Source organism: Arenimonas sp., from assembly GCF_019459675.1.
Lineage (GTDB): Bacteria > Pseudomonadota > Gammaproteobacteria > Xanthomonadales > Xanthomonadaceae > Arenimonas.
This window is the reverse complement of sequence record NZ_JAIBFH010000100.1, coordinates 1-6,930: the sequence shown is the minus strand read 5'-3', so window position 1 is coordinate 6,930 and position 6,930 is coordinate 1. Positions and strand designations below refer to the sequence as shown.

Below are 6,930 nucleotides of genomic sequence, written 5' to 3'. Positions count from 1 at the left end.
ACCGCTGCCGCCGTCACCAGCAGGGAAAGCACGGCCAGCCAGCGATAGCCCCGCGCGTCGAGCAGCAGCATCAGCAGGCAGGCCAGGCCCGCCAGTGAATAGCCCACCCAGGCCATCATCTGCAGCGCCAGCGGCGACGCGCTCGACACCACCAGCCCGTAGAAGGCCGCCGCGATCAGCAGCCAGCCAAGACCACGCATCCACGGCACCAGCCGCGGGGCCGACTTCGACAGGCCGCTGTAGTAGCGGGTGGCCAGCACCAGCGGCCCGGCGCCCAGCAGCAGCAGCGCCTGCGGCACCACGGCGCCCAGGTCGGAAAGCAGCGCCACTTCCGGCAGTGAATACAGGTGGCCGTTGACGCCCAGGCAGGCCAGCCAGGTCGACAGCGCGGCGCCGCCCACGGCCAGGGCGCCCGAGCGCGGGTCTTCGATATGGCGCACCAGCGACAACACCGCCACGCCCAACAGCAGGCCGTAGAGGAAACGGAAGAAACGCCGTGCCGCCAGCTCACTGCTGCGCGCGCTGCTGGCGTCGCGCAGGCTCACGTGCAGGCCGCCGCGCACGCGGCCCTCCAGCTGCAGGTAGAAAGTGGTGGGACCGGCCAGGTCCTTGGGCAGGGGCAGGTAGAAGTTCTCGGGCCAGGGCGACTCGCCGAAGCGCGTGGCGAAGAAGCTGGCTTTTGCCACCTGCGTGCCCGGGGGCTGCACCAGCAGCGTGATGCGGTCGAGCGGAACGCGGTTGAGGCCCAACTGCCAGCCGCCGTCGGGGGCTGGCGGCAGGTCGACGCGGATGCGGACCCACAGCATCCGCCCTTCCCTGGCATCGAACTCGAAGCCGGGGGTCAGCACCGGCGTGAACCCGGGCTGGGCCCGGCCGCTGAGGATGTCGTCCAGGGTGGTTTCCACCGGGGTGTCCATCACCGCCAGCTCAAACCCAGGGGCCGCGGCGGCCTGGGCCGGAGGAACCGCCAGGGCACACAGCAGCAAGGCCAGCAGGCTGATCAATCTGGCTCGAAGGACATGCAAGCTTCTTCTCCCCTCTGACACGCGAATCGCCCCCCGGCCGCCCGATTCTATACTCGCTTGGGCTCTTCGTTCAGCCGAGGGCCGATTGGGCTCCAGGAGCCGGTAAACTGAGCGACCTCCCCTCCGCCCCTCCGGACGCATGACTTCCACGCCCAACGCCATCGACGCCGCCTTGCCGGAGAAGAACGACTTCATCCGCCAGATCATCCGCGACGACCTCGCCACGGGCCGGCATGCCGCCATCCGCACGCGCTTCCCGCCCGAGCCCAACGGCTACCTGCACATCGGCCACGCCAAGGCCATCTGCCTGAACTTCGGCATCGGCCGGGAATTCGGCGGCCCGGTGAACCTGCGCTTCGACGACACCAACCCGGCCAAGGAAGACCCCGAGTACGTCGAGGCCATCAAGGAAGACGTGCGCTGGCTGGGCTTCGAATGGGCCGAGCTGCGCCATGCCTCCGATTACTTCGAGGTGTTCTACCTCAGCGCGCTCAAGCTGATCCGCGACGGCAAGGCCTTCGTGTGCGACCTCAACGCCGAACAGGTGCGCGAATACCGCGGCACCCTCACCGAGCCGGGCCGAAACTCGCCGTTCCGCGACCGCAGCGTCGAAGAAAACGTGGACCTGTTCACCCGCATGCGCGCCGGCGAGTTCCCCGACGGCGCGCGCACGCTGCGCGTGAAGATCGACATGGCCAGCGGCAACATCAACCTGCGCGACCCGGCCATCTACCGCATAAAGCACGTCGAGCACCAGAACACCGGCAACGCCTGGCCGATCTACCCGATGTACGACTACGCGCACTGCCTGAGCGACGCGCTGGAAGGCATCACCCACTCGCTGTGCACGCTGGAGTTCGAAGACCATCGCCCGCTGTACGACTGGTGCGTGGACCACGTGGACCTGGTCGGCCACCCGGAGCTGTACCAGCCGCTGGTGGACGCCGGCTTCGCCGTGCCGGCCGCCAAGCCGCGCCAGATCGAGTTCTCGCGGCTGAACATCAACTACACCGTGATGAGCAAGCGCAAGCTGCTGACCATGGTGGAAGAAGGCCTGGTGTCGGGCTGGGACGATCCGCGCATGCCCACCCTGCAGGGCCTGCGCCGCCGCGGCTGCCCGCCGGCCGCGCTGCGCCTGCTGGCCGACCGCGTCGGCATCAGCAAGCAGAACTCGCTGATTGATTTCTCGGTGCTGGAAGGCTGCATCCGCGAAGTGCTGGACGCGGCGGCGCCGCGCCGCATGGCGGTGGTGGATCCGCTGAAGCTGGTGATCACCAACCTGCCCGACAGCCACGCCGAGCTGCTGCGCTTCTCCAACCACCCCAAGGACCCGGCGTTCGGCGAGCGCGAGGTGCCGTTCTCGCCCGTGCTGTGGATCGAGCGCGAGGACTTCATGGAAGTACCGCCCAAGGGCTTCCACCGCCTGGTGCCGGGCGGCGAAGTGCGCCTGCGCGGCGTCGGAATCGTGCGCTGCACCGACGTGGTGAAAGATGGCGACGCGGTGGTGGAAGTGCACTGCACGCTCGACCCCGACACCCGCGCCGGCCTGCCGGGCGCCGACCGCAAGGTCAAGGGCACCATCCACTGGGTGGCCGCGGCCACGGCAGTGGAAGCCGAGGTGCGGCTTTACGACCGCCTGTTCAGCGTGCCCGACCCGGACAAGGACGAAGCGGGCAAGACCTACCGCGACCATCTCAACCCTGAATCGGTGCGCATCGTGCGCGGTTTCGTCGAGCCGTCGGCCGGCACGCTGGCGTGCGAATCAAGCCTGCAGTTCGAGCGCCTGGGCTTCTTCACCACCGACCGCCGCGACCACGCGCCGGGCAAGCCCGTGTTCAACCGCACGGTGACGCTGCGCGACAACTGGGCCGCCAAGGCCGGTGGCTGAATGATCTACCAGCAGCTCCACCTGACCCTGCCGGCCTGGATCCACGATGAAGTGGAGCCCGACCGCCTGTACCCCGACGCCGACAGCCGCATCGCCCTGGCGATCCAGCTTTCGCGCCGCAACGTCGACCACCGCAGCGGCGGACCGTTCGGCGCGGCGGTGTTCACCGAATCGGGCCGGCTGGTGGGCGTGGGCGTGAACCGCGTGGTGCCGCACAACTGCTCGGTGGCGCATGCCGAAGTGATGGCGCTGGCCACCAGCCAGCAGCGCCTGCAGAACTTCCGCCTCAACCAGGGCGGCGAGCGCATCACCCTGGCCACGTCGGCCCAGCCGTGTTCCATGTGCTACGGCGCACTGATCTGGGCCGGCATCGACGAGCTGCTGATCGCCGCGCGCGCCGACGACGTGCAGACCCTCGCCGGCTTCGACGAGGGTCCGCTGCCGGCCGACTGGGCCGGCGAGCTGCGCAAGCGCGGCATCGAAGTACACACCGACCTGATGCGCGATCATGCTCGCGACGTGCTGCGCGACTATGGAGAGAGCGGTCTTGTCTACTGAAGGTTTGCTGGCGTATTGCCGCCCGGGCTTCGAGCCCGAGCTTGCCGCCGAATTGAGCGAGCGCGCCGCGATGGCCGGCTTCCCCGGCTACGCGCGCACGCAGCGCAACGCCGGCTACGTCGAGTTCCTCGGCGTCGAGGACGGCCTTGAACTGTCGCGCGCCCTGCCCTGGTCCACGATCATCTTCGCGCGGCAGAAAATGCGCCTGCTGGCCGACCTGCCCGACCTGGACCCGAAGGACCGCATCAGCCCGATCATGGACGCCCTGGGCGGCCGCGGCCGCAACGGTGACCTGTGGGTGGAACATCCCGATTCGGACGAAGGCAAGCAGCTTGCCGGCCTGGCGCGGTCGTTTGGCAATGCCCTGCGCCCTGCCCTGCGCCAGCGCGGCCTGCTGACCGACAAGGACGACCCGCGCCTGCCGCGCCTGCATGTGCTGATGCTCGCCGGCAACCACGCCATGCTGGCCAGCGCCGAAGTAAAGGATTCTTCGCCGTGGCCGCTGGGCGTACCGCGCCTGCGCGCGCATGCCGACGCGCCCAGCCGCAGCGCGCTCAAGCTCGAGGAAGCGCTGATGATGCTGCTGACCGAAAAGGAGCGCGCCGAGTTCATCCAGCCCGGCATGAACGCCGCCGACCTGGGCGCCGCGCCGGGCGGCTGGAGCTGGGTGCTGGCGCGCCTGCACGTTCGCGTGCTGGCCGTGGACAACGGGCCGATGGCACAGACCGCGATGGACATGCCGATCATCGAACATATCCGCGCCGACGGCTTCCGCTGGGAACCACCCAAGCCGATGGATTGGATGGTGTGCGACATGGTGGAGTCGCCGCGCAAGGTCGCCGACCGCATGGCCACCTGGTTCCGCGCCGGCTGGTGCCAGCACGCCATCTTCAACCTCAAGCTGCCGATGAAAAAGCGCTGGGACGAAACCCGCGACTGCCTGCAGCACTTCGCCGACCACGCGGGCCGTCCGTTGACCATCCGCGCCAAGCAGCTGTACCACGACCGCGAAGAAATCACGGTTTATGCCGGCTAGGCCCGCCCTGCTGGCGCTGCTGCTGGTGGCCGGGGCCGCCGGCGCACAGGCCGACGACTACTTTGCCAAGGTCGACCTGGACGGCGACGGCAAAGTGTCGCTGGCCGAGTTCCTCGAACGCATGAGTTTCGCTTTCCGGCAGATGGACGTTGACTCCAACGGCGTGCTGGAGCCGCACGAGCAGCACATCCCGAACGCCAAGCCGCTGACGATCGCGCAGCTCAACGAACGCTTCACCGCGCAGTTCCGGCGCCAGGACGGCAACCGCGACGGCAGCCTCAGCCGCGCCGAACTCCTGGCGCCGCCCCGCTGAAAATTCCCGCGGCAGGGACTTCAGTCCCGATGCTCTCCACCCGCATGCGTCGGGACTTAAGTCCCTCCCACGGCCTCGGTGTCACCCGCCTTCGTAGATCGAGGCGGCTTCGGCCTCAGCGTCGCTGGCCAGGTATGGCGCCACGAAACCGGCGACGGCGAACAGCGCCATCGCAATCATCAGCAGCAGCGTCAGCAGCGTGCCGACGAAGCGGCCGGGACTGGCGCCCGAGATACGGCTCAGGCCCCAGGCGTGCAGGATGCGCGACAGCAGCAGGGTGGCGCCGAAACCGTGGATAACGGCGTTGGGATAGCCGTTCAACTCCATGCCGCCGAGCAGGATAAGCGCCAGCGGCAGGTACTCCACCGCATTGGCGTGCACCCGGATGCGGCGCTGCAGGATGTGGTCGCCGCCATCGCCGATCCCGATCTTCGCGGACAGGCGGCGGGCAATAACGCGGAATGCGAGTGCCAGCACCAGCAGGGTGCACAGGCCAGCATAAAGAAGTGTGATCATCGCGTTTCCGGAAGGTCTGGGATGGTGTGATGATCCGCGTTGGGCGCCCGGCCCGCAATCCCGGCGATCAGATCAATCCGTCCTTCCAGGGACCGGTGATGGCCACGCTGAAGCCCGGCTCGTAGAGATTGGCGAACAGCCACTTGCCGTCGGGCGAGAAGCAGGCACCGGCCCACTCGGCGCCGCGGAAGTCGCCGCTGTAGCCGCGGAAGCCGTCCAAGCGCACATCGCTGCGGCAGAACTCGAACAGGCCGCCGTCCCGGGTCATGCCGTAAAGACGCTGCACGGGCTGTTCGGAGTCTTCGCAGATCACCAGGCCGCCGCGCGGGCTGAGGATGATGTTGTCGGGGTAATCGAGCACCGCTGCGTCCGGGGACTCGAACACCAGCTCCAGCGTCTCCTGGCCGGGGTGGTAGGCCCACAGCTGGCCGCATTCGGCGTTGCCGCCGCTGGTGGACGTGAAGTACACGCGGCCATCGCCGTGGATGCAGCCTTCCAGCCGGATGAAGGCCGAGCCGCCGTTGGCGAGGCCCTGCGTGACCACGCCGTTGTCTTCGCCGTCCGCGCCCAGGCCCGCCGTCGGGTCTTCAATCTCGACCCACTGCACGGCATGGCGCTCGCCCACCCGACGCCCCGTTCGCAGGTCGGGCGAGCCGACCGCCTTGAGCATCTGCAGCCGTCCGCCGCGCACCGGTTCGCCCGGCACCGTAGGCAACATCCGGTAGAAGCCGGCCGCAGGCTTGAGGTCCTCAGTGAGGTAGAAGATGCCGCTGCCCGGATCCACGCAGACCGCCTCGTGCTTGAACTGGCCCATCGCCAGCAGCGGCTCTGCCTTCGACAGGCCCGTGGCCGGGACTTCGAACACGAAACCGTGCGACTGCTTCATCTCGTGCACGTAGTCGGGGCCGACCGGCACCTTCTGGCCCTTGTCGAGCACGATCTCCTCGCACGACAGCCAGGTGCCCCAGGGCGTGACGCCGCCGGCGCAGTTCACCAGCGTGCCCGACAGCGAAGGCCGCATGTCCACCAGCTTGCCGGCCGCCGTATCGAAGCGCAGCGTCACCGTGCCGCCGCCGCAGTCCGGGTCATAGGTGGCCTCGGGTGGCGCGAAGCTGCCGCCCGGATCGTCGGTGACCTCGTGGTTGCGCACCAGCGTGACCAGGTCGCCGTCGGCGCGCAGCACGCCCATGCCGTCATGCTTGCGCGGGCAGGCCCGGCCACCGGCCAGCGCCTCGCCGGTCCATCCGAACGTGGTGTAGCTGAAGCCCTCCGGCAGGCGCAGCAGCGCCAGCCCGGTATTGGTGTCGCGCACCGGCCGGAGCGCGCCATAGCCCGCGTGCACCAGGCCGCTGGTGCCCGCCTGGGCCAGCAGTCGCCCGACCGGGCTCAGTCCCAGTGCGGCGGCGCCCAGGCCCAGGCCACCGACCTTGAGCAGCTGGCGGCGGGAAATCAGCGGAGTCGACTCATGGCTCATGCGGGGGCCTCGGCGGGAGGCCCCGCAGTTGAACAGGTGTACTTATCAAACGGATGACAGCCGGTATCAGTCGGCGATCTCGATGGCCGTGGCCACGATGCGCAGCTCGCTGGCGGCGGG

The 6,930-nt window shown here is 68.8% G+C and carries 7 protein-coding genes; 4 read left to right on the top strand and 3 right to left on the bottom strand.

The window, feature by feature from the left end:
* Window positions 1–1,004: 7TM-DISM domain-containing protein (locus tag K0M70_RS03725; RefSeq protein ID WP_290779459.1), on the bottom strand; the 1,004-nt coding region annotated here is incomplete at its 3' end.
* A 160-nt stretch (window positions 1,005–1,164) separates the two neighbouring features.
* Between K0M70_RS03725 and K0M70_RS03720 the strand changes: the two genes are divergently transcribed.
* The 4 genes from K0M70_RS03720 to K0M70_RS03705 are packed head-to-tail and all read left to right on the top strand — an operon-like array spanning window position 1,165 to window position 4,820.
* Entirely contained in the window at window positions 1,165–2,913 is a 1,749-nt protein-coding gene (locus K0M70_RS03720) for a glutamine--tRNA ligase/YqeY domain fusion protein (RefSeq protein ID WP_290779457.1), read from the top strand.
* The gene (locus K0M70_RS03715; protein WP_290779455.1) at window positions 2,914–3,471 is read left to right on the top strand and encodes a nucleoside deaminase; all 558 of its coding nucleotides are present in this window, start codon (window positions 2,914–2,916) and stop codon (window positions 3,469–3,471) included.
* On the top strand, window positions 3,446–4,507 hold the full coding sequence (gene rlmM, locus K0M70_RS03710; protein ID WP_290779453.1) for a 23S rRNA (cytidine(2498)-2'-O)-methyltransferase RlmM: 1,062 nt from the start codon (window positions 3,446–3,448) through the stop codon (window positions 4,505–4,507). Before K0M70_RS03715 ends, rlmM begins: the two co-directional genes overlap by 26 nt.
* A complete protein-coding gene (locus K0M70_RS03705) occupies window positions 4,497–4,820 on the top strand; it encodes an EF-hand domain-containing protein (RefSeq protein WP_290779451.1) in 324 nt (107 codons plus the stop codon). The genes rlmM and K0M70_RS03705 overlap by 11 nt, the downstream gene beginning before the upstream one ends.
* Window positions 4,821–4,901: 81 nt before the next feature.
* On the opposite strand, the gene K0M70_RS03700 is transcribed toward K0M70_RS03705, so the two are convergent.
* Both K0M70_RS03700 and K0M70_RS03695 read right to left on the bottom strand, forming a co-directional pair.
* Complete coding sequence (locus tag K0M70_RS03700; RefSeq protein WP_290779449.1) at window positions 4,902–5,336, bottom strand: MAPEG family protein; 435 nt, start codon at window positions 5,334–5,336, stop codon at window positions 4,902–4,904.
* Window positions 5,337–5,403: 67 nt separating this feature from the next.
* Window positions 5,404–6,810 carry an alkaline phosphatase PhoX gene (locus tag K0M70_RS03695; protein WP_290779447.1) on the bottom strand — a complete coding sequence of 469 codons (1,407 nt, stop codon included), beginning with the start codon at window positions 6,808–6,810 and terminating at the stop codon, window positions 5,404–5,406.
* Window positions 6,811–6,930 lie beyond the last annotated feature (120 nt).